At 61.7% G+C, this 18,200-nt stretch carries 17 protein-coding genes; 12 read left to right on the top strand and 5 right to left on the bottom strand.

The window, feature by feature from the left end; all coding sequences use genetic code 11:
• The first annotated feature begins 33 nt into the window (after positions 1–33).
• The 4 genes from purE to FB009_RS14420 all read left to right on the top strand — a co-directional run bounded on the left by purE (position 34) and on the right by FB009_RS14420 (position 2,576).
• Positions 34–498, top strand: a complete 465-nt coding sequence (gene purE / locus FB009_RS14435; protein WP_012066889.1) for a 5-(carboxyamino)imidazole ribonucleotide mutase — start codon at positions 34–36, stop codon at positions 496–498.
• Positions 495–1,544 (top strand): 5-(carboxyamino)imidazole ribonucleotide synthase, encoded by a 1,050-nt coding sequence (locus FB009_RS14430; RefSeq protein WP_012066890.1) that lies wholly within the window; start codon positions 495–497, stop codon positions 1,542–1,544. The genes purE and FB009_RS14430 overlap by 4 nt, the downstream gene beginning before the upstream one ends.
• Before the next feature lie 203 nt (positions 1,545–1,747).
• A complete protein-coding gene (gene ykgO, locus FB009_RS14425) occupies positions 1,748–1,873 on the top strand; it encodes a type B 50S ribosomal protein L36 (RefSeq protein ID WP_010970191.1) in 126 nt (41 codons plus the stop codon).
• A gap of 91 nt (positions 1,874–1,964) precedes the next feature.
• Positions 1,965–2,576 (top strand): tetratricopeptide repeat protein, encoded by a 612-nt coding sequence (locus FB009_RS14420; protein ID WP_012066891.1) that lies wholly within the window; start codon positions 1,965–1,967, stop codon positions 2,574–2,576.
• Between the two features lie 184 nt (positions 2,577–2,760).
• On the opposite strand, the gene pyk is transcribed toward FB009_RS14420, so the two are convergent.
• Positions 2,761–4,200 (bottom strand): pyruvate kinase, encoded by a 1,440-nt coding sequence (gene pyk / locus FB009_RS14415; RefSeq protein WP_012066892.1) that lies wholly within the window; start codon positions 4,198–4,200, stop codon positions 2,761–2,763.
• A complete protein-coding gene (locus FB009_RS14410) occupies positions 4,200–4,637 on the bottom strand; it encodes a DUF1036 domain-containing protein (protein WP_012066893.1) in 438 nt (145 codons plus the stop codon). Before FB009_RS14410 ends, pyk begins: the two co-directional genes overlap by 1 nt.
• A 283-nt stretch (positions 4,638–4,920) precedes the next feature.
• On the opposite strand from FB009_RS14410, the gene FB009_RS14405 reads away from it, so the two are divergent.
• From FB009_RS14405 to FB009_RS14390, 4 genes are all read left to right on the top strand, one after another.
• Entirely contained in the window at positions 4,921–5,715 is a 795-nt protein-coding gene (locus FB009_RS14405; protein ID WP_012066894.1) for an N-formylglutamate amidohydrolase, read from the top strand.
• A gap of 19 nt (positions 5,716–5,734) precedes the next feature.
• Entirely contained in the window at positions 5,735–6,040 is a 306-nt protein-coding gene (locus FB009_RS14400; protein ID WP_012066895.1) for a DUF1244 domain-containing protein, read from the top strand.
• A gap of 104 nt (positions 6,041–6,144) precedes the next feature.
• Entirely contained in the window at positions 6,145–6,417 is a 273-nt protein-coding gene (locus tag FB009_RS14395; RefSeq protein WP_012066896.1) for a DUF2312 domain-containing protein, read from the top strand.
• A gap of 456 nt (positions 6,418–6,873) precedes the next feature.
• A complete protein-coding gene (locus FB009_RS14390) occupies positions 6,874–7,515 on the top strand; it encodes a hypothetical protein (RefSeq protein ID WP_127618781.1) in 642 nt (213 codons plus the stop codon).
• Between the two features lie 307 nt (positions 7,516–7,822).
• On the opposite strand, the gene FB009_RS14380 is transcribed toward FB009_RS14390, so the two are convergent.
• The gene (locus tag FB009_RS14380; RefSeq protein WP_018209405.1) at positions 7,823–9,649 is read right to left on the bottom strand and encodes a DUF882 domain-containing protein; all 1,827 of its coding nucleotides are present in this window, start codon (positions 9,647–9,649) and stop codon (positions 7,823–7,825) included.
• A gap of 180 nt (positions 9,650–9,829) precedes the next feature.
• Positions 9,830–11,365, bottom strand: coding sequence for a sigma-54-dependent transcriptional regulator (locus tag FB009_RS14375; RefSeq protein WP_024310986.1), 1,536 nt, complete (start codon positions 11,363–11,365; stop codon positions 9,830–9,832).
• Between the two features lie 198 nt (positions 11,366–11,563).
• Here FB009_RS14375 and FB009_RS14370 point away from each other — a divergent pair, with 198 nt between their 5' ends.
• Genes FB009_RS14370 through FB009_RS14360 form a run of 3 tightly spaced genes read left to right on the top strand, consistent with a single transcriptional unit; the run spans position 11,564 to position 15,280 of the window.
• Positions 11,564–13,447 carry a M3 family oligoendopeptidase gene (locus FB009_RS14370; RefSeq protein WP_012066900.1) on the top strand — a complete coding sequence of 628 codons (1,884 nt, stop codon included), beginning with the start codon at positions 11,564–11,566 and terminating at the stop codon, positions 13,445–13,447.
• A 52-nt stretch (positions 13,448–13,499) separates the two neighbouring features.
• On the top strand, positions 13,500–14,657 hold the full coding sequence (locus FB009_RS14365) for an aminodeoxychorismate synthase component I (RefSeq protein WP_012066901.1): 1,158 nt from the start codon (positions 13,500–13,502) through the stop codon (positions 14,655–14,657).
• Positions 14,654–15,280, top strand: a complete 627-nt coding sequence (locus tag FB009_RS14360) for an aminotransferase class IV family protein (RefSeq protein ID WP_012066902.1) — start codon at positions 14,654–14,656, stop codon at positions 15,278–15,280. Before FB009_RS14365 ends, FB009_RS14360 begins: the two co-directional genes overlap by 4 nt.
• Here the strand turns inward: FB009_RS14360 and FB009_RS14355 are convergent.
• The gene (locus tag FB009_RS14355) at positions 15,245–16,195 is read right to left on the bottom strand and encodes a sensor domain-containing diguanylate cyclase (RefSeq protein WP_012066903.1); all 951 of its coding nucleotides are present in this window, start codon (positions 16,193–16,195) and stop codon (positions 15,245–15,247) included. The genes FB009_RS14360 and FB009_RS14355 overlap by 36 nt on opposite strands.
• Before the next feature lie 405 nt (positions 16,196–16,600).
• Here FB009_RS14355 and FB009_RS14350 point away from each other — a divergent pair, with 405 nt between their 5' ends.
• Positions 16,601–18,052, top strand: coding sequence for a homospermidine synthase (locus tag FB009_RS14350; RefSeq protein ID WP_012066904.1), 1,452 nt, complete (start codon positions 16,601–16,603; stop codon positions 18,050–18,052).
• Positions 18,053–18,200: the final 148 nt, after the last annotated feature.

Here is an 18,200-nt window from a genome sequence, read left to right as displayed (position 1 = left end):
ACCGACACTACGCCCCCTCCCGTCGCCATCATCATGGGAAGCCAGTCGGACTGGGAGACGATGAAGAACGCCGCTGACACGCTCGAGGCGCTCGACATCGCTTATGAAGCCCGCATCGTTTCCGCCCATCGCACGCCCGACCGCCTCGTCCGCTTCGCCAAGGGCGCGCGCGACGAGGGTTTCCAGGTGATCATTGCCGGCGCCGGCGGCGCCGCGCACCTCCCGGGAATGTGCGCGGCCATGACGCCGCTTCCGGTCTTCGGTGTTCCGGTCCAGTCGAGAGCGCTTTCCGGTCAGGACAGCCTGCTGTCGATCGTGCAGATGCCCGCCGGAATTCCGGTCGGCACGCTTGCGATCGGCAGAGCAGGCGCCATCAACGCTGCGCTCCTGGCCGCAGCCGTCCTGGCTCTCAGCGACGACGACCTTGCCGACCGTCTCGACGATTGGCGCGAACAGCAGACCGTATCGGTCGCGGAATATCCGGTAGACGAGGCATGAAGACGATCGGCATCATCGGCGGCGGCCAGCTCGGCCGCATGCTGGCCATGGCCGCTGCCCGCCTGAATTTTCGAACTGTCGTACTCGAGCCCCAGCCGGACTGTCCCGCCGCGCAGGTGGCCAACGAGCAGATCCTTGCCGCTTATGACGATCCGGACGCCTTGGCCGAGCTTGCCCGGGTGGCAGACCTCGTCACTTACGAATTCGAGAATGTCCCCGTCTCGGCCGCCGAACAGCTCGCCCGTACGCGGCCGGTCTTCCCGCCGCCGAAGGCGCTGGAAGTGGCACAGGACCGTCTCGTCGAAAAGCGCTTCATCAACGGCTGCGGCATCGACACCGCCCGCTTCCGTTCCGTCGACAGCCAGGCCGACCTTGAGGCCGCCCTTTCCGACTTCGGCGGGGCCGGCGTGCTCAAGACCCGCCGGTTCGGCTATGACGGCAAAGGTCAACGCGTCTTCCGTTCCGCCACCGACGATCCGGCGGGCGCCTATGTCGCGCTCGGGCAGGTCCCCCTGATCCTCGAAAGCCTCGTGTCCTTCGAGCGGGAGATCTCGGTTATAGCCGCCCGCGCGGCCGACGGGACCACCGCCTGCTTCGACCCCGCAGAAAACATACATCGCCACGGCATTCTCCACACCTCGATCGTGCCCGCATCCGTCGGCGCGGCAACCACCGAAGCGGCCCGCAAGGCGGCTACCGGCATCCTTGCGGCGCTTGGCTATGTGGGCGTCATCGGTGTCGAGTTTTTCGTTCTCGCCGACGGCAGCGTCGTCGCAAACGAGATCGCCCCGCGCGTCCACAATTCCGGCCACTGGACGGAGGCCGCCTGTGTCGTTTCGCAATTCGAGCAGCATATCCGCGCGATTGCCGGGCTGCCCCTCGGCGACCCGTCGCGCCATTCGGACTGCGTGATGCAGAACCTTATCGGCGACGACATCGCCGGCGTTGCGGACCTGCTTGGAGAGCGCAACGTGCTTCTTCATCTCTACGGGAAGACCGAGGCGCGGCCCGGCCGCAAGATGGGGCATTTCACCCGCCTGCTCTGATCCGGCCCTCATGAAACGGGGACACATGGAACGGGCACAGATGGGACGGGGAACAGGCGGCAAAATCCCCGGCGCGCGGTTGACACGATTGGGACGACACGCTATGTGCCTGCCTACTTGGACAGCGCGCTGAACGGCGCGCTTTTGATTGTTAGAATTACCGGGCGAATTTTCATTCCCCGAAACCATGCGGATCAGGAAAAATGAAGATCAAGAATTCGCTCAAGTCCCTGAAGACCCGTCACCGCGAAAACCGTCTGGTTCGTCGCAAGGGCCGCGTCTACATCATCAACAAGCTGAACCCGCGCTTCAAGGCGCGCCAGGGCTGATGTCCTGCGGCGGCAATTGCCGCCTGCGCCTTGATGGGGTCACTCGCTGATTTCCTAAAATTGATTTGATCTTGTTTCATGGCGGGCTACGATGCCCGCCATGCGCGTTTTCTCGAACTTGATTCTGGCATGTCTTGCCATGTGCGCCACGACAGTGGACAGCACGCCGCTTGTGGCGGCAGAGCCCTCGCCTCAAACAGAGGTCGCGGCCCTCACCACTCCAAAAGAGCGCGTCGACGCACTCTTCACCGATCTCAAGAGGGAAGTCGAGGAGGACAAGGCCCGTCAGGTCGCCGAACGCATTCGCCTCGAATGGCAGGATTCCGGCAGCGCGACCGTGAACCTTCTGATGCAATGGGCCAACAAGGCGATCGCCGAGGAGAAGCAGACGGCGGCGCTCGATCTTCTCGACCAGGTGATCGCCCTTTCGCCCGACTATGTCGAAGGCTGGAACCGTCGCGCCACGCTTCATTACCAGATGGGCAACTTTCGCAAGTCGATGTCCGACATCAACCGCGTGCTCGCCTTGGAGCCTCGCCATTTCGGCGCACTCGCCGGCATGGCCACCATGTTGGAGGCTGCCGGCAAGGAAGAGCTCGCCATGCGTGCATGGCAGCAATTCCTCGACGTCTATCCGTCCGACCGGAAGGCGCAGGAGCAGCTTGGCGAATTGGCAGAAAAGCTCGCCGGCAGCCGGACGTGACCGGTACGCGTCGACGAATGCCCCTCAGCCGGCCTGATCGAGTCCCTCTCGCGGCTCGCGGCGTGCCGGACACATGCGCGGAGAGAAATCAGCACCTCAGCCTTGCCAGGGATCGACTACAACCACGCCCGTGCCTTCGGCGAAATGACAAGCAGCACAGACCCGAAACGCATCCTGCGATGCTTTACACCGCCGACTGCCCGTCCGAGCCGATATAGGCGATGCGCAACATGTTCGTGGCCCCCGGGGTACCAAGCGGGACACCGGCGGTAACGATGACGCGGTCTCCGGGCTTGCCGAAACCTTCTGTCGAGACGATACGACAGGCGCGGTTGACCATGTCGTCGAGGTCGGTGGCATCCTCGGTGACGACGCAGTGCAGGCCCCAGACCACGGAAAGGCGACGGGCCGTCTGGACGATTGGCGAAAGCGCGATGACCGGCACCTGGGGCCGCTCGCGCGCCGCCCGAAGCCCGGTCGTGCCGGAGGATGTGTAGGTTACGATCGCTGCGAGCTTGAGCGTTTCGGCGATCTGGTGGGCGGCAAGCGAGATGGCATCCGCACCCGTCGCTTCCGGCGGCGTGCGCTGGGCATAGATGATCCCCGGATAATGCGGATCGCGTTCGACGTTGCTGGCGATCGACGCCATGGTCGAAACCGCCTCGATCGGGTACTCGCCGGAAGCGGACTCGGCCGAGAGCATCACCGCATCGGCACCTTCGAACACGGCGGTGGCCACGTCCGACACCTCGGCGCGCGTCGGCACCGGCGAGGAGATCATCGATTCAAGCATCTGCGTTGCGACCACGACGGGCTTGCCGGCTCGCCGGCAGGCCCGCGTCAATTGCTTTTGAAGCCCCGGCACGGATTCGAGCGGCATCTCGACGCCAAGATCGCCGCGGGCCACCATCAGAGCATCCGAAAGCTCGATGATCTCGTCAATCCGCTCGATCGCCTGCGGCTTTTCGATTTTCGACATCAGCCCGACGCGACCCCGTGCGATCTTACGAACCTCCGCAAGGTCTTCAGGGCGCTGGATAAAGGAAAGCGCCACCCAGTCGACCTGCCCCGTCGCCAGCACGGCATCGAGGTCGACGCGGTCCTTGTCGGTCAGCGCGCCGACGCCGAGCAGCGTATCGGGCAGGCTGACGCCCTTGCGATCAGAGATCCTCGTGCCGGAGACGACCGTGGTGACGATGCTCTTGCCATCGGTTTTTTCGGCGCGCAGATGCAGCTTGCCATCATCGATCAGCAAACGATGGCCGGGCTTGACGGCTTCGAGGATCTCCGGATGCGGAAGATAGACGCGGCGGCTGTCCCCGGGCACATCCCGATTGTCGAGCGTGAAGGTCTGACCGGGCTTGAGCTCGACCTTTCCCTCCGCGAACTTTCCGACGCGCAGCTTCGGACCCTGCAGGTCGGCCAGAATGCCGATGGGGCGGCCGCAACGCGCCTCGACCGAACGGATCCGCTCTATCAGAGTGCGCATGACTTCATGACTCGCATGGCTCATATTGATACGGAACAGATCGGCCCCCGCCTCGTGCAGCTTCTGGATCATCTGCTCATCGGCCGATGCCGGCCCCAGCGTAGCGAGGATTTTGACTTTCCTGTTCCGTCTCATCAATTCTGGCTTTCCTGCGTGCCGGGCGTGTCGGAAAGCTGAACCATCCAGCTTCCCTGCCGCCCCGTGTCATATTCCTTGAATCCCATACGCTGGAAACCGCGGGCGAAGCAGTCCTGGACACCGACGATCTTGAACTCGTTCTCGGCCACGCACATGTTGACGTCGCCGGTCCAGCGGCCGCCTTTGGCCGCATCTTCCGCGTAGAGATAGTAGTACCGGGACTGGAGTTCGCCCTCGATCAGGGTAGCGCAGGTCGTTGCCGGCACCTGCCACCAGCCTTCCGTGACCCAGCCTTCCTTAGCCCGGTATCCGATCGCGACGCCGACAAGAGTCTGTGTCCCGTTGCACACGCGAAAATCGGCGCGGGCAGCGCCAGCGGAGAGAAATGGGACGGAAACTGCTAAAGAAAACAGGAGGATGGATCCAAACGTCATCGACCCCGGCTTCACTCTGGAAAAAGGATATCTAGACACGGCTTCCTGCGGAACTCCGTTTTGATTTGCGTGGCACTTTCTTGCGACGGACAGCCTTGAAAGTCAACGCAACTCTAATCGATTATATCAGTCACTCCTGTGACAGAACGGTATAAGAGCTTCGCGTTTTTCTTGCGAATGGCGGCTCTGCGTGCAATCAGATGGGCAGCTATGGACCCCGATGATTTCAGGTTGGATCAACCTGAAATCATGAATGGGATCGATTCTGAAAAGACGGAGCGGAATGCAGCACTACTCTCCCTACGAGATCATCGAGGGCAATCCTGCCAAGGGCCTCGTGCTTCTTGCCGACCATGCAATGAACCGGCTTCCGGCAGAGTACGGCCGGCTGGGCCTGCCGGAAAGCGCTTTCGAGCGTCACATCGCCTATGATATCGGTATCGAACCGCTCACACGGCAATTGTCGGTCGCACTCGAGGCGCCGGCGGTCCTCGGCTGTTTCTCGCGCCTCCTGATCGACCCGAACCGCGGCGAAGACGACCCGACGCTGATCATGAAGATCTCCGACGGCGCGATCGTTCCGGGCAACCATCCGATAGCCGACGAGGAGTGGCAACACCGGATAGAGCGCTTTCACCGCCCCTACCATGGAGCCGTATCGGAGACCATCGCCCGGACCGCGGCCGCCGGCGGACGAGCGCCTCTGGTCATCTCCTTGCATTCCTTCACGCCTTCTTGGAAAGGCATTGCGCGTCCGTGGCATGCCTCGGTTCTGTGGGACAACGATCCGCGTGCCGTCTTTCCGCTGATGGAACGGCTCCAGGCGGACGGCGAGATCGTGGTCGGCAACAATGAACCCTATGACGGCGCACTGCGTGGCGATACCATGTATCGGCACTGCATGACGCCCGGGATCGCGCATGCACTGATAGAAGTCCGCCAGGATCTTATAGCCGATACAGCGGGCGTCGCCGCCTGGGCGGAACGACTGGCGCCCATCCTTGCGGAGCTCAACGACCTGCCGGAGCTCCACGTCTATCAACGTCACCCGTCGCGCACGGGCGCCTATGAAAACTGACGAAGAGGAGACGAAGCCCATGACCGAGCTCACCCCGAACCAAAGCACCGCATTCGAGGCAGCGGCCTTTCGCCGGCTGCTCGAGCATCTGCGCGAACGCAGCGACGTTCAGAACATCGATCTGATGAACCTTGCCGGCTTCTGCCGCAATTGCCTGTCGAACTGGTATCGCGAAGCGGCGGAAGCCTCAGGCGTGACGATGAGCAAGGACGAATCCCGCGAGATCGTCTACGGCATGCCCTATGACGAATGGCGGGCTCGGAACCAGAAAGAGGCTTCCGCCGAGCAGAATGCCGCGTTCGAGCGCAACCGGCCCAAGGAATAGGAGTTGGAGGAAATGCCTGTGTTGTTGCGCAATCGCCCTTGACCTCGGCGGCCGTTCACGGCAGGTCACAGCACCCGGAAAATTCATCCCATAAGGAGACGACCATGTCGGATGCTCACGGCATTGCCCGCGACCAGCTTCGCGCTTTCATCGAACGGATCGAACGGCTGGAAGAAGAGAAGAAGACCATCGCCGACGACATCAAGGATGTCTATGGCGAGGCGAAATCGATGGGCTTCGATGCCAAGATCCTGCGCAAGGTGATTTCCATCCGCAAACAGGATGCCGACGAGCGCATGGAACAGGAAGCCATCCTCGACACCTACCTCCAGGCGCTGGGCATGATCCCTGCGGCCGAGACCGAGGACGCAGCCTGATCAGCCACGATCGGCTTTGACCGGTCCTTGACGACATCCTTTCTCCTGGCATCTCGGACGCCGAAGCCGAGGAATGCGGCCCCATAGTTGGGCGCATTCCTCGAACAATTTCCAATCTTGGGATTGGGCATCGGACACCGCCGCCGCAAGCCCGCACATAGCTTGCCGCTGCAATCGCAGCGATTACGATATTGTGCTTGCCGCCGACGCCGAGGGCTACCTTCTCCGGCGGAGCACCGCATTGCGAACTCGCCTCCACAAACGGTCTGATTGACAGAAGCGTCGACCCAACCGGCGCTCACTCCTTGCGTGACGGCTGGAGGGCTTTTGCCTGCCGTGGATGGCTCAACGGCGGAACGTCTCGGCCCACCTCGTGGGAGCGAGGCATCGCTCCGACACGTCAAGCGCGTAAGAAACCTTAATGCAACTTATTTGCGCATAATGTCGGTTCCAGGCATGCAGATAAGAACCAACGGCCAAACCTCAATAATTGGATCGGCCCTGAGCACGGCCTATTTCGGCGGAAAGGCGCTTCGTAGCATGAAAAATCTTGCCCTTGTTCTCGCAGTGGCTACGGGCCTAAATGGATGTGCAAGCTCTTCTGAAACGGGCCCGTCAGATGGAAAAGGCCAAACCACGGCTATGGACATCAACAGAGCGTTGCAGCTTGCGATGGACAAATGTCTTCCGGCTGCAGAATTGCAAACCGTGTCTGCCGCCGATCTCAAACAGTATGGGTTCAAAGATTCTTTCTTAGCAGGAAAGAACACTGTTGTAGTTGCTGTAGGACCTAAAGTTATAATTGGCTTTTTTCCACGACAAAGATACATGGTTTTTACAATTAACCACAAGCATATCTTTGGAGAAAATAAAGGATGTAAAATTGAGCTGATTGACGGATCAGATTTTATCGGAGACGTCATGATCACAATATTAGGGAACTTCACAAAAGAAAGCTACGGGATTAAAACTGTTAGTAGAGGGCTATTTGAGATGACGAAAGGTTCAACTACTATAAACGTTTCGCTAACCATAATCTACGAAACCGGAAATTCTATTTTGGAAGTCACGGTTTGGCGCAAGGAGACGTCACGATAGCTGCTGATGTCAAAGGGTTCTTTTGAAAATCGAGGCAATTTTGCTGAAAATTTCACCCGCCCTCGCCAGACAGCAATCGCTCTGCTGAGCTTTGGTTTCATGGTCGGTTCAGCCGCATGAAGCATTCGCGACAGACTGTCCGGCTCCACATCCGTCCTGCTCTACGAAAGACTGTCCGGCTGCTTTGATCGGATGGCGCAAAGCGCCGGTCGGGCAGCGGCTTCTCATCCGAAGTTCGAAGCTTCGAAAACAAAAGAGCGTTTCAGCGGAACACTGAAACGCTCTTGCTTATGCGTGGCGGCAAGACTCAGTTGGTGTCGAACTTCTTGACTTCCATGAAGTTGACGGCACTGCCGCTGAAGCGCGCCGTATCGACCGCGCCGTTATTGCTGGTGAAGCCGGCCGCGTAAACGGTCGTCGGAGCGACGCGGAGCGACTTGCTGACGAAGCGCGGCGCCTTGACCGGCTTGGACAGGGTCGCCACACGACCCGCCGAGAGCGCCCACTCGGAAATGATCTTCTGCGTCAGCTTCGGCTCGGTGCGGACGGAAGACCGGCTTTTCGCCTCGGCATCCTGCCTCTTGGGGCGGGCGCCTTTCGTGGGGGCATCCGCGTCTGGGTCGAAGACACTGTCGAAGATCGCCTCACGCGCAGCCGAACCCGGTTGCGGCGCATAGGCGGCAAGCTCGATCGCAGGAGGAATTGCAGGCGCCCGGTTCTCGGTTGTCGGCGCGGCGAGAGCCACGCGTGACCCGGTCGCACCGGTTGCGTTCGGCGCCTGTGCCGCGGAAGCGAGCGCGGGCCGGTCTTCAAAGAGAGGAACGGTGACGTCCGCCTGAGCAACGGCCGCAAGCGCCTCCTCACCTGCCGGGCGCATTCCCGGCACCGGCACGAACCCGAACTCCTCGGCCTCACCGCCGGCCGCGGCGACGAGCGTCTCGTTGGCGATCAGAGCGTTCATGTCGCGCCGGTCGAGCATCTGCGGGACAGGAACCTTGAGGGTGCTCAGATCCGCAAATTCCGATGGCACGGCCGGCGTCTGCGGCATGGCCGCAGCCAACGCCTCCTGAGCGCTGTTCTTCTCCGGAGCGACGAGCGCTACAGCGACGCCGCCATCAGCCGGTGTTTCCTTGAAGGCCGGTCGCACGGCAGGCACTGGTGCGTCGATGTCCTGCTGCTGCGAACCCGCCGCAGACCCTGCAACGCCCGGGAGAGCATCCTGGGCCGCCGGCGCGGACGCGGTACGGACCTTGGCCGGAGCCTCTTCATCGCCACCGGCGACAATCGCCGCGGGTTCTTCATCCTCGTCGCCGCCTCCGCCAAAGAGCGCGGCAAAGAGGTTGCGGCGCTTTCCGGTATCGCCCGACCCCGTGGCACCGCCGCCCGCGACCTGGATCGCAGACGCGCCGACGCGGCGCTTATAATCGGCCACGGCCTGATTATAGCCGGGCAGCGGCTTGCCGTCGGAGGGGATGTGCATGGTCTTGCCATCGGGGAAGAGACGCGCAAGCTCGTTGCGCGTCATGCGCGGCCAGGCGCGTACCCCGCCAACATCCATGTGCACGAAGGGCGAACCGGAGGTCGGATAGTAGCCGACGCCGCCGACCTGGAACTTCATGCCGATCTCGCGCAGCGACTTCAGCCTCACATCCGGAATATAGAAGTCCATCGCCTTGCCGAGCATATGCTGGCTCTTCTTGGCGACGCCCTTGGAGCGTGACCTCAACATGCCGTTCGTCGCCGGTGAACGATAAGCCGAAACGACGTGGATATAATCGCGCGAACCGCTCTTCTGATAAACTTCCCAGACGAGATCAAGCAGGCGCGGATCCATTTTTGTCGGCTCGTTCCGCCGCCAGTCGCGAAGAAAACGGTTTATCTGCTGCAGCCCCTTCTGATCGTAGCGACCATTGCGCTTGAAGGTGATCTGCGCCTTTTCCTTGGTGTGGATGAAATACAGCTTGAGGGTGCGTGTCTGTCCGGCGGCCTCGACCGGAGGCGCCATGCCAGGCGTGACAAGGGAGCATACCAGCGCGATAGACGCCAGGACCTGCGGCGCCTTTCGAGCGACCGCCGAGCAGACTCTGCGCGCAAAGGAACCGACTGGTTCCTCCAAACCGAACAAATTTGGCATTCAATCCCCGTCCGACGGACAACCGTGCTTTGCTGTCTCAGATGACTGTCAAATAAGGTGACAGCATGGCAATTATGCCACAGTGTTCACCGCCCCTTATAATATAGTGAACAGTTTGCTAACAAGGTCTAAACGGCGGCAAACGATTTGCACGGGAAATGAGGTGTGAATGCGTCGATTTTATGCCGCCTCGCGCAAGGGATTGTCGGGATCGATGCCGTAATCCTTGAGTTTGCGGTAAAGGGTCGATCGACCGATTCCCAGTTTGCGGGCAACCTGGCTCATCTGGCCGCGGTAGAATTTCAAGGCAAAGCGAATCAGCTCCTCCTCGACCTCCGCGAGCTTCCTGACCTCGCCGCCCTCGCTCAGGCTGGCTATTGCGTTCTCAATGCGTTCGTCCCGTTGATCGGTAGGTGCGGTTTCCAGTGCCCCGGCATCGGCCGTCACGGCGGCCGGCCGATCGGGCGCGGTGCGGCCTTCCGGACCGCCGTCACCCCAGGAGAGACCGGTCCGGTCGGCAACGATATATCCCGGTATCTGGGTGGCGACCTGCGGAAAATCCCTGACGGTGAGTTCGTGACCTTCGGCGAGAACGACGGCGCGGAAGATCGCATTTTCGAGCTGCCGGATATTACCCGGCCAGTCATAGGATGTCAGCAGCGCCATTGCACCGTTCGAGACCGTCAGCCGCTGGTCGAGCCTCTGCTCTGCGGCGAAGCGCTCGACGAAGGCTCGGACCAGAACGGGGATGTCCTCCTTGCGCCGGCGCAGCGCCGGTATGGTGATCGGGAAGACGTTCAGCCGATAGTAGAGGTCTTCGCGAAACCGGCCCTCGCGTACCTCGTTGATGAGGTCCTTGTTGGTGGCCGAGATAAGCCGCACATTCACCTTCTGCGGCTGACGAGCCCCGACCGTTTCGATCTCGCCCTGTTGGACGGCGCGCAACAGCTTGACCTGGACCTCGAGCGGGAGGTCGCCGATCTCGTCGAGAAACAACGTGCCGCCATCGGCGTCGACGAACTTGCCGCTGTGCTTTTCGCTTGCGCCGGTAAACGCGCCCTTCTCATGGCCGAAGAGAATGCTCTCGACGAGATTGCCGGGGATGGCCCCGCAGTTCACGGTGACGAACGGTTTCGTCGCCCGATCGCTGGCCGCCTGGATTGCGCGGGCGACCATTTCCTTGCCGACGCCCGATTCGCCTTCGAGCACGACCGGGATGTTCGACTGCGCGGCGCGGCGTGCGAGATCGATGACACGGATCATCGCCGGGCTTGCCGAAACGATATCGTCGAAACCGACGGACCCGCCGCGTGGACGCCGGGCGGTTTTGACCTTGCCGTCTCGGCTCGCCATCTTCAGCGCGTTACCCAGGGCGATCGACAGCCGCTCCGGCGAAACGGGCTTGACGAGGAAATCGAAGGCGCCGGCCTGCATCGCCTGAACCACTGTTTCGATCCCCCCCTGCCCCGTCTGTACGATGACGGGGGTGTCGACGCCTCGCTCGGCGAGCGCTTCCAGAAAGCTGTGGCCGTTCATTCCCGGCATCAGGAGATCGAGCAGAATGACATTGATGATGCCACCCTTGCGCTGCATGAGCTCCAGCCCGCTGCGCCCGTTGTCGGCGAGATGCGCGACATGGCCGAGCCGCTCGATCATGTTCGTCAGCAGCCGCCGCTGCACCGGATCGTCGTCGATGACAAGAATATGAGCTGTCACGAAAGCCTCCTGCCTGGGACATGCGGGGTACTGTTGGCAAACCTCATGTGCCAAATCATGCGAGCCATTCGTCCCACAAACGGCTGAACATCCTGTTTTGAGAAATGCTTGCATTTTATCCATCGCCGGCGGTAGCAATGGGAGCCATGCCGTTGCCTCGCTTCAGGGTTGGGCCTGTCCAAAACGAGAGAACCGACAATGAAATTCGCTTCGCCACGTCTCGCCGCCTCCGGGCCCACTTTGCTGCGTGCCGCGCTGGCGAACTCCGGGGCTGATCAGGCAGCCTCGGCGCCGGCCGAACTCGGCGACCTGCCGTCCTGGCGGCTAACGGACCTCTACCTTTCGCCATCCTCCGAGGAATTCCGCTCCGACCTCGCCAGGGCCGAGGCCGACGCGGTCGCCTTTGAGGCTAAGTGGAAGGGCAAGTTGGACCAGGCCGCCGGCCGAACGGGTGATGAGGGTCTCGGCGCCGCCGTGAATGAGTTCGAGGCACTGGACGACCTCATGGGCCGCATCGCTTCGTTTGCCGGGCTCACCTATTTTTCCGACACTTCGAATCCGGCGAACGGCAAGCTCTACGGCGACATCCAGTCGAAGCTTACCGATATTTCGGCGCATCTCCTGTTCTTCTCGCTGGAGCTCAACCGCATCGACGACAAGCGCGTCGATGCGGCACTCGCGGCCGATGGCCTTGCCGCCCACTATGCCCCGTGGATTCTCGATCTGCGCAAGGACAAGCCCTATCAGCTCGACGACAGGCTGGAGCAACTCTTCCTTGAAAAAACGATGACTGGCGCAAACGCCTTCAACCGGCTCTTCGACGAAACGATCGCATCTCTGACCTTTTCGGTGGACGGCAAGGAGCAGCCGCTGGAAGTGACGCTCAACCTTCTGCAGGATTCCTCCGTAGAGGTGCGCAGGAAGGCCGCGCTCGCGCTCGCAGAAACCTTCAAGGCAAATATCCGCACCTTCACCCTCGTCACCAATACGCTCGCGAAGGACAAGGAAATCTCCGACCGCTGGCGCGGATTCGAGGATATAGCCGACAGCCGCCATCTCGCCAATCGCGTGGAGCGCGAGGTCGTGGATGCTCTGGCCGCATCGGTGAAGGCCGCCTATCCACGCCTCTCGCACCGGTATTATGCGATGAAGGCCAAGTGGCTCGGCATGGAGCAGATGGATTTCTGGGACCGGAACGCTCCTCTGCCCGAGACCCCGAACGCGCTCATTCCCTGGAACGATGCCAGGGATACGGTCCTTTCCGCCTATCACGCCTTCGCCCCGGAAATGGCGTCGATCGCCCGGCGCTTCTTCGACGATGGCTGGATCGATGCGCCGGTCCGCCCCGGCAAGGCGCCAGGCGCCTTCGCGCATCCGACCGTCCCTTCCGTGCACCCCTATGTTCTCGTCAATTATATGGGCAAGCCGCGCGACGTCATGACGCTTGCCCACGAGCTCGGACACGGCGTCCACCAGGTCCTTGCCGGCGCGCAGGGCGCGCTGATGGCCTCGACACCCCTGACACTTGCGGAAACCGCATCCGTCTTCGGAGAGATGCTGACTTTCCGCGCCCTCCTCGACCGGACGAAGGACCGGCGCGAGCGAAAGGCGATGCTTGCGCAGAAGGTCGAGGATATGATCAACACGGTCGTCCGGCAGATCGCCTTCTACGATTTCGAACGCAAAGTGCATACGGCCCGCAAGGAAGGCGAACTGACGGCCGAGGATCTCGGCCGCATATGGATGTCGGTGCAGAGCGAAAGCCTCGGCCCGGCGATCCGGCTTTCGGAGAGTTACGAGACCTACTGGGCCTATATTCCCCACTTCATCCATTCGCCTTTCTACGTCTATGCCTATGCCTTCGGTGATTGCCTCGTAAACTCCCTCTATGCCGTCTATCAGAACGCCGAGCGCGGTTTCCAGGAGAAGTATTTCGATATGCTGAAGGCGGGCGGAACGAAGCATCATTCCGAACTTCTGGCGCCCTTCGGGCTCGACGCCGCCGATCCGTCGTTCTGGGCACAGGGCCTGTCGATGATTGAGGGGCTCATCGACGAACTGGAGGCGCTTGATAAGGCGTAACCCGCTCGGGCAATCAGCCCCGTCGGACCGAGTTTGACAGCGACCGACCTCAATGATCGAACACGCGCCCTATGTCCTCTTCCGGGACGACAGCGAGAACCGCACCACGGTTTTCGCCGACCCTTTGCGCGTCGTCACGGCCCGGACGAGGGCTGAGTTTCACCGCGGCCTTGGTGAAATCGAAGCGGCCCATCGTGCGGGAAAATGGATCGCGGGCTTCATGGCCTATGAAGCGGGGCATCTTTTCGAGACGAAGCTGGCCCCCTTCGCGCCGGAGAACCGGGAAACGCCGCTGATGTCATTCGGGGTCTTCGACGCGCCGGCGGAGGACCATGCGCTTGCCGTGGCGCGGCGGCGCAGCGAAAACGAACCCTTCCTCCTGGAGCCTCGCGCCGGCTGGGATTTTCCTGCTTATCGCCAGCGCTTCGAAAGGCTGCACCGGCATCTGCGCCAGGGCGATTGCTACCAGGCGAACCTGACCATGCCGATCCAAGCGCGCTGGTCCGGCGATCCGCTTGCCGCCTTCTGGTCGCTCATCGAGCGTCAGCCGGTGAGATACGGCGCACTCGTCGCCCTCGACGGCCCAGTGCTGCTGTCGCGCTCACCCGAGCTTTTCTTCCGGGTCGATGCCGAGGGCTGGATCGAAACGCACCCGATGAAGGGCACGGCGCGGCGCGGCGCGAGCCCTAAGGAAGATGATGCGATCATCGCGGCGATGCGCGCCGACGAGAAGACGCAAGCCGAAAACCGCATGATCGTCGACCTTCTGCGCAACGACATCTCCCGCGTCACCGAAGTCGGCACGCTCGACGTGCCTAAACTCTTCGATATCGAGACCTATCCGACGGTCCATCAGATGGTGAGCCATGTCAGGGCGAAGCTTCTGACGGACATCGGCATCGCCGACATCTTCGCCGCACTCTTTCCCTGCGGCTCCGTTACCGGCGCGCCGAAGATGCGGGCCATGGAAATTCTTCACGACCTGGAGTCCGGCCCGCGCGACGCCTATTGTGGCGCGATCGGCTACATCGCGCCGGACGGGGCGATGCGCTTCAGCGTCGCGATCCGCACCATTTCCCTTTTCCCCGGGGGGGAGGCGGTGTTCAATGTCGGCGGTGGCATCGTCTTCGATTCGACGGCCGAGGCGGAATACGAAGAATGCCTGCTGAAGGCCCGTTTCGCCGTCGGCGATGCGGAGATCGCTCGATGATCGGTTTTTCCCTGATCGAGACGCTGCGCTACGAACCGGAGCATGGCTTTGCGCGGCTGCCGCTGCATCTGGCGCGGTTGACGCGCTCCGCCAGGCGCCTCGGTTTTGCGGATGCGTCAGCAGCCGGGCCGGCGCTGGCCCGCGCTGTTTCGGGCGCCCAAGCGCCGCTGCGTGTGCGCCTGACACTCGACCGCGACGGCAGCATCGACGTAACCACGGCGCCTTTCGTGCCGCTTGCCGAGGACGCGGTATGGCGAGTGCGGATCGCCTCGTCGCGGCTCGATTCCAGCGACCGGCTTCTCCGGATGAAGACCACGCGCCGGAGCCTCTACGAGGAGGCACGCCGCGAATTTTCCACGGCGGACGCCGACGAGGTGATCCTGCTCAACGAAAGAGGCAATATCTGCGAAGGCACGATCACCTCTGTCTTTCTCGATGACGGCAGCGGCCACTTGAAAACGCCGCCGATCGCCTGTGGCCTGCTCGCCGGCGTTTTGCGCACGGAGCTCATCTGCCGGCGGCGAGCAAGGGTTGAGCGGCTGGAGCCCTCCGACCTCGCCGGCGGCCGCCTCTATGTCGGCAATTCCTTAAGGGGTCTGATCCGGGCTGAACTCATCGCCTGATCCAGGCAGCGTAAAGCGACTTACGCGATCGCGACCTTCGCGCTTGGCGATATAAAGCGCCGCGTCCGCGCGCGAATAGATGTCGCCGACACTGTCGCCCTCGCGGTATTCAGCAAGCCCGACCGAACAGGTGTAGAAGAACTCCGGTATGTTCGACAGCGGCCTCGCGCTCCGGATCTTGTCCAGCAGCCGGTCGAGGATGAGATTGGCTTCGCTGACGGTGGTGTCGGGCAGGATCAGCATGAACTCTTCGCCGCCGATGCGGCCGAAGCAGTCGGAGCGCCGGACGAATTCCTGCATCTGGCGGGCAAAGTCGAGCAGCACTTCATCGCCCCGGTAATGGCCGAAGCGATCATTGATCGCCTTGAAATAGTCGATATCGATGATCGCCACGCATCCCCACATGTGCGGGTTTTCGGCGCAGTTCTGGATGAACTCCTTGAGTCTCTCCATTGTGTAACGCCGATTGGGTAGACTGGTGAGATCGTCCACCTGTGAGGCTCTCAGGGCAAAGTCGCGGTCCTGGCGAAGCTTGCGCTCCCCTGCGCGTACATCGGTGATGCCGGAAGCGATGCAGAGCATCCAGCCCTTCTGATCCACGGTCTCCGTCATCAAAAGCCAGCGACCGTCATGCAGGTCGGTCTCGACCGTGCGAAAGGGCACCTTGCCGCGCCTGTGGAGCGTTGCGGCGATCCAGCCTTCGAGGTCGTCGGTCTCGAGCACGGTACCCCTGCCCGCGGCATGGTTGCGACGCATGATTTCCGCCCAGGTCGGCGCCTCGTCCTTCCCGACATGGTAGGCGGACCGAAAGGCCTCATTGGCGTAGCGCAACCGATCCTGCGGATCATAAAGCGCGATCAACACCGGTGTTGCGGCTTGCAGGCCCAGCAGGGCCTTGAGGTGATCACCAGTCACGGTCGGTCTGCTCCACCAACATAAAGGTCGCTCTGCGAAGCGGCCAGCTCAGTTGAAGCTATAGCACGTAATGCTTGTGGCAAGCTGCCGTGCGAAACGACAGCCGAGAGGGTCAGGTCGAGAACGCACGGCTTCGGTCGCTGCCCCCCTCGGAGATCGCCGGTTAAGCACAGACTCAAGTGCGGGTTGACGGCCCGGCTCTTTATTGTGACAGGAAACTATGCTCTACAGCGCCGCGCGCCGATCCAGACGCGCAAAAGCCGCAGCAGCACTTGCGTTGCCCGCATGAGACGTCCTTGAATCGTTTCCGATTTGACGCCATGCAGGCCCGCCAGGAAGTCGAGGCTCGCTTTCGCGCGCATCCAAGGTACCGCACAGGGACGTTTTCTCAGGAGAAAGACAAAAATGGCAGACACCACCTATCCGGTTTACGGTGAGATCACCGGTCCCATCGTGATGATCGGCTTCGGTTCGATCGGTCATGGTACCTTGCCGCTGATCGAGCGCCACTTCAGATACGACAAGAGCCGGCTGATCGTGGTGGAGCCCCGTGAGGACGCCAAGGACACGGAGATATTCGCGCGTCACGGCGTCCGGCACGTGCGCGCAGCGGTAACCAAGGACAACTACAAAGAGCTGCTGAAGCCGCTTCTGACCGAAGGCGGCGGCCAGGGCTTCTGCGTCAATCTCTCGGTCGACACCTCTTCGCTCGACCTCATCAAGCTTTGCCGCAAGCTGGACGTGCTCTACGTGGACACGGTCGTCGAACCCTGGCTGGGTTTCTACTTCGACGCCGAAAAGGACAACGCGGCACGCACGAATTATGCGTTGCGCGAAACGGTCCGCCGCGAGAAGGAGAAGAACCCGGGCGGCACGACTGCCGTTTCGACCTGCGGCGCCAATCCGGGCATGGTTTCCTGGTTCGTCAAAAAGGCCCTGCTCAACCTCGCCGACGATCTCGGCCTGAAATACGATGAGCCTCACCAGGACGACCGCGATGGCTGGGCGAAGCTGATGAAGAAAGCGGGCGTCAAGGGCGTTCATATCGCCGAGCGCGACACCCAGCGCGCCAAGCACCCGAAGCCCCTCAACGTATTCTGGAACACCTGGTCCGTCGAAGGTTTCATCTCTGAAGGGCTGCAGCCAGCCGAACTCGGCTGGGGCACCCACGAGAACTGGATGCCGAAAAACGCCAAGAAGCACAAAAAGGGCTGCAAGGCGGCGATCTACCTGGAGCAGCCGGGTGCCAATACCCGCGTGCGCAGCTGGTGCCCGACGCCCGGTCCGCAATACGGATTCCTCGTCACGCACAACGAATCGATCTCGATCGCCGACTTCTTCACCGTCCGCGACAAGAACGGCGATGTCGTCTACCGCCCGACCTGCCACTACGCCTATCACCCTGCCAACGACGCGGTTCTTTCGCTGCACGAAATGTTCGGCAACGGCGGCAAGGCACAGCCTGAACTGCACGTCCTGGACGAGCATGAGCTGATAGACGGCGTCGACGAGCTCGGCGTGCTGCTCTACGGTCACGCCAAGAACGCATATTGGTTCGGCTCGCGCCTTTCGCTGGAAGAAACCAGGCGCATCGCGCCCTACCAGAACGCCACCGGGCTGCAGGTCACGAGCGCCGTTCTTGCCGGCATGGTCTGGGCTCTGGAAAACCCGAAGGCGGGCATCGTCGAGGCCGACGAAATGGACTACAAGCGCTGCCTCGAAGTGCAGCTCCCCTATCTCGGTCCCGTCGAAGGGCATTATACCGACTGGACGCCGCTTGACGGCCGCCCCGGCCTGTTTCCGGAAGATATCGACGCGAAGGACCCCTGGCAGTTCAGGAACATTCTCGTCCGTTGAAGATCCCGCCTCGCGGACTCTGATCAAGGCCCGGAGCACCCTGTCTCCGGGCCTTTTTTTTGCGAGCGTCGAGCGCGCCACGCGCATGCCCGCTCTTGCTTTCAACTCATGATCGCGGCATGTTTCGCGCACTGCGTCGCTGCGTGTC

The sequence above is a fragment of the Sinorhizobium medicae genome, from assembly GCF_007827695.1.
Taxonomy (GTDB): Bacteria; Pseudomonadota; Alphaproteobacteria; order Rhizobiales; family Rhizobiaceae; genus Sinorhizobium; species Sinorhizobium medicae.
The sequence above is the reverse complement of the archived record's forward strand: the minus strand, read 5'-3'. Positions and strand labels throughout refer to the sequence as shown.

Bases quoted from the DNA above. Each gene is read 5' to 3' on its own strand.
- purE (WP_012066889.1), top strand. From the start codon at position 34: ATGGGAAGCCAGTCGGACTGGGAGACGATGAAGAACGCCGCTGACACG.
- FB009_RS14430 (WP_012066890.1), top strand. From the start codon at position 495: ATGAAGACGATCGGCATCATCGGCGGCGGCCAGCTCGGCCGCATGCTG.
- ykgO (WP_010970191.1), top strand. From the start codon at position 1,748: ATGAAGATCAAGAATTCGCTCAAGTCCCTGAAGACCCGTCACCGCGAA.
- FB009_RS14420 (WP_012066891.1), top strand. From the start codon at position 1,965: ATGCCCGCCATGCGCGTTTTCTCGAACTTGATTCTGGCATGTCTTGCC.
- pyk (WP_012066892.1), bottom strand. From the start codon at position 4,200: ATGAGACGGAACAGGAAAGTCAAAATCCTCGCTACGCTGGGGCCGGCA.
- FB009_RS14410 (WP_012066893.1), bottom strand. From the start codon at position 4,637: ATGACGTTTGGATCCATCCTCCTGTTTTCTTTAGCAGTTTCCGTCCCA.
- FB009_RS14405 (WP_012066894.1), top strand. From the start codon at position 4,921: ATGCAGCACTACTCTCCCTACGAGATCATCGAGGGCAATCCTGCCAAG.
- FB009_RS14400 (WP_012066895.1), top strand. From the start codon at position 5,735: ATGACCGAGCTCACCCCGAACCAAAGCACCGCATTCGAGGCAGCGGCC.
- FB009_RS14395 (WP_012066896.1), top strand. From the start codon at position 6,145: ATGTCGGATGCTCACGGCATTGCCCGCGACCAGCTTCGCGCTTTCATC.
- FB009_RS14390 (WP_127618781.1), top strand. From the start codon at position 6,874: ATGCAGATAAGAACCAACGGCCAAACCTCAATAATTGGATCGGCCCTG.
- FB009_RS14380 (WP_018209405.1), bottom strand. From the start codon at position 9,649: ATGCCAAATTTGTTCGGTTTGGAGGAACCAGTCGGTTCCTTTGCGCGC.
- FB009_RS14370 (WP_012066900.1), top strand. From the start codon at position 11,564: ATGAAATTCGCTTCGCCACGTCTCGCCGCCTCCGGGCCCACTTTGCTG.
- FB009_RS14365 (WP_012066901.1), top strand. From the start codon at position 13,500: ATGATCGAACACGCGCCCTATGTCCTCTTCCGGGACGACAGCGAGAAC.
- FB009_RS14360 (WP_012066902.1), top strand. From the start codon at position 14,654: ATGATCGGTTTTTCCCTGATCGAGACGCTGCGCTACGAACCGGAGCAT.
- FB009_RS14350 (WP_012066904.1), top strand. From the start codon at position 16,601: ATGGCAGACACCACCTATCCGGTTTACGGTGAGATCACCGGTCCCATC.